2 protein-coding genes are annotated in these 2,938 nt (G+C 67.6%); one reads left to right on the top strand and one right to left on the bottom strand.

Features of this window, described 5'->3' with window-relative positions:
- The first annotated feature begins 473 nt into the window (after positions 1 to 473).
- Positions 474 to 1,562 (top strand): extracellular catalytic domain type 1 short-chain-length polyhydroxyalkanoate depolymerase, encoded by a 1,089-nt coding sequence (locus tag HUU99_RS15335; RefSeq protein WP_174287437.1) that lies wholly within the window; start codon positions 474 to 476, stop codon positions 1,560 to 1,562.
- Positions 1,563 to 1,578: 16 nt separating this feature from the next.
- On the opposite strand, the gene HUU99_RS15330 is transcribed toward HUU99_RS15335, so the two are convergent.
- Positions 1,579 to 2,938, bottom strand: a 1,360-nt coding sequence (locus HUU99_RS15330; protein WP_174287436.1) for a glycosyltransferase family 39 protein, incomplete at its 5' end; no start/stop codon positions are given.

Below are 2,938 nucleotides of genomic sequence, written 5' to 3'. Positions count from 1 at the left end.
CGGAATTGGTAGACGCACCAGCTTCAGGTGCTGGCGATCGCAAGGTCGTGGAGGTTCGAGTCCTCTTCTGGGCACCACCACCTGTACGCGAACGCCGCCGACAGTTGAGAAATCTCAAGAATGCGCGGTGGAGCGGTGTGGCGTTGTTGCCGTCGTTCGCCCGCGCCCGAGGATTTAGGACGTCGTGGAAGCCCTCGCGGAATGGGGTCTGCGGAACGGTTCCATGAGCGGCGCGATCCAGGCTTTCATGCTCATCCGCAAACGCGGCGGTTCGGGATCCTGCAGGAACGTCGTGGCATTTTTTTGGAAATGAGCACGTGCGCCGCAATGACGAGCCGCCACACGATCGGGTAAACCCGTTTTGGACTGCCACCCCGCTTGCGGACCGCCGCGCGGCCACCAATATGCTGCACTGCACAAGATAATGCGCGCCGGGCGAACGCCGATGGGTTTCTCGTATAGAAGGGTGCGTCATGGCTTCGATTTCCGATACCATCGCCAGGTTCCAGCGTTTCGGCCTCGAACCGAGTAGCGGCGGCATGGAGCGCGGGCTGGTCCCGTCGGAGACGTTCGGCCGCAATCCCGGCAACCTGCGTGCGCTGTTGCACGTCCCGGTGGACCTGCGGCTCGGTGCGCCGCTCGTCGTCGTCCTGCATGGGTGCACGCAGACGGCCAACGCGTATGATCGCGGATCGGGATGGTCGACGCTTGCCGATCGGTTCGGCTTCGCCGTCCTCTACCCGGAGCAGCAGCGCGCCAATAACCCGAACCTGTGTTTCAACTGGTTCGTACCGGCCGATACGCGGCGCGGCGGTGGCGAGACCGAGTCGATCCGCGAGATGGTGGTCACCGCCGTCGAGCGGCATCGGCTCGACGCCTCGCATGTGTTCGTCACCGGGTTGTCCGCCGGCGGAGCGATGACGTCCGTAATGCTCGCGACGCATCCGGAGATCTTCGCAGGCGGTGCGATCGTCGCGGGGCTTCCGTACGGCACCGCCGCCGGCGTCTCCGAGGCGCTGGAGCGAATGCGGGGTCGGGGGCACGACCGAACGACATTGAGCGGACGGGTACGCGACGCATCGGCCTATCGGGGGCCGTGGCCGACCGTGTCCGTCTGGCATGGAACCGCGGACGCGACGGTGAACGCGGTCAACGCGTCGATGATCGTCGATCAGTGGCGGGGCGTTCACGGGCTAGGCTCGCCGGACGTCGCAGACGCGGTGGACGGTCTGGTACATCGGATGTGGCACGACGCGGACAGCCGGCCGGCGATCCAGGAATACGCCATCACCGGGCTCGGCCATGGTACGCCGATCGCCACTTCCGGCGATGAAGCATGCGGCATTCCTGGTCCATACATGCTCGACGCCGGCATATCCTCGACCTACCGGATCGCTGCATCCTGGGGCATCGCACCGGCCGAGGCACCGACGCGGACGCCATCGTTCGCACGGGGATCGACGACCGCCGATGCTCGGCGGACGTCGAAAACGACCGCTCCGTTCGGTCCCGGCCAGGTCATCGACGATGCGTTACGCGCAGCCGGATTGATCAAGCCGTAATCCGGATGAACATACCTCATCGAGGACTCTGCCATACCCCGAACCCGGTGATCTCGATCCCGCGGCTCTGCCAATGATCGAACGCCCGCCGCGTGCGCCCCAGCTCGCGTACCATCACCCGGTGCGGGTCATATTCCGCGCCGAACACCTGGACCAGCCAGATGCGCTTCGGGAGGTGCCCGACCGGCCCCGCCGCCAATCTCGCAATGTCTTCGGGATAGAGCGCGATCACGCCCATCGTCCCCGTCGGATGCGTGCCCCGAAATCCCAGCGCCGGCACCGGGCCGGGGATCGGTCGAACCGCCAACCGTCGCCCCCGGTCGTGTAGCGCATATTCGAGCGGCAGCGCGCCGTCGTTGGGATAAGTCCAGACCTCGTCCCCCGCCCGCACGCGCGGCGTCAACCAGCGAAGCGCGCCATACCAGTCCTGGCGCGGAGCACCTCTGGCAGCCGCCAGGTCCTGCGCCGTTGCCGGTACCAGCACCGGCGCGAGCAACGCGACCGCCGTCCAGCGCCACCGCCCCGACGCCCCCAGCGCCGCCGCGCAGAGCAGCGCCATCGGCACCGCCGTGGGGGAGAGCGTGCGATCGAGAAACACGGGTGCGAATGCCGCCGAGATCGCGACGGACAATGCCATCGGAACGACGCCGAGCAACAGCAGCGCGGATGCCATCCGCAAGCCGTTCGCCGCCGACCGGGCGAGCACCGCCACGCCGCCCACCGCGAGCAGAACGCCCGCGACCCGCGCCAGGAGGTTCCAGTTCCAGTAGATCGTGCCGATCTCCATCGGCAGCTTGCCTTGGTCGAAATGCAGCCACGTCGCGTGCATCCAGGCCGACGCCTGCCCCAGGGTGATCACCAGGCTGGGCAGATAGCAGAGACCCACGAGCCCCTGACCGACCGCCAACCGGACCCAGTCCGCCCGCGTCAGCGCTCGCCCGGCCACCCCCGCCAACAGCGCGAGCGACATCGCCAGACCGTAGAACGGCCCCAGATCGTGCAGCCACAGCATAAGCGCCTCAGCGATGAAGAACCCCGCGACCGCCGTCCGCCCCAGCCGCTGCCCGCGTGCGCTGTCGGTCATCAGATGCAGCAGCGCCAGCGTCGCTGCGGCGTACACCGCGGTCATCACCGGGTAGGGCCGCACCTCGCGGCTCATCGCGATCAACAGCGGATGCAAGGACGTGATCGCCACTGCTGCCGTCACCACCCGACCGCGCCGTCGCCCGGGCAGGCGACCGGCGGCGACGCCGGCCAGCACGACCGTCGCGATGCCGCACGACAGACCGAGCAACCGCCTCGCCAACAGGGTCTCGCCGGTGAGCAGGCTCCAGACGTGAAGGAGCGAATAGTAGAATGGCGGGTGCGCCTCGTAT

The sequence above is a fragment of the Sphingomonas bacterium genome (assembly GCF_903642285.1).
Taxonomy (GTDB): domain Bacteria; phylum Pseudomonadota; class Alphaproteobacteria; order Sphingomonadales; family Sphingomonadaceae; genus Sphingomonas.
Note: the sequence above shows the minus strand (reverse complement) of the source record. Positions and strands in the feature narration are given on the sequence as shown.

Coding starts and splice junctions, on each gene's coding strand:
- HUU99_RS15335 (WP_174287437.1), top strand. CDS start 474: ATGGCTTCGATTTCCGATACCATCGCCAGGTTCCAGCGTTTCGGCCTC.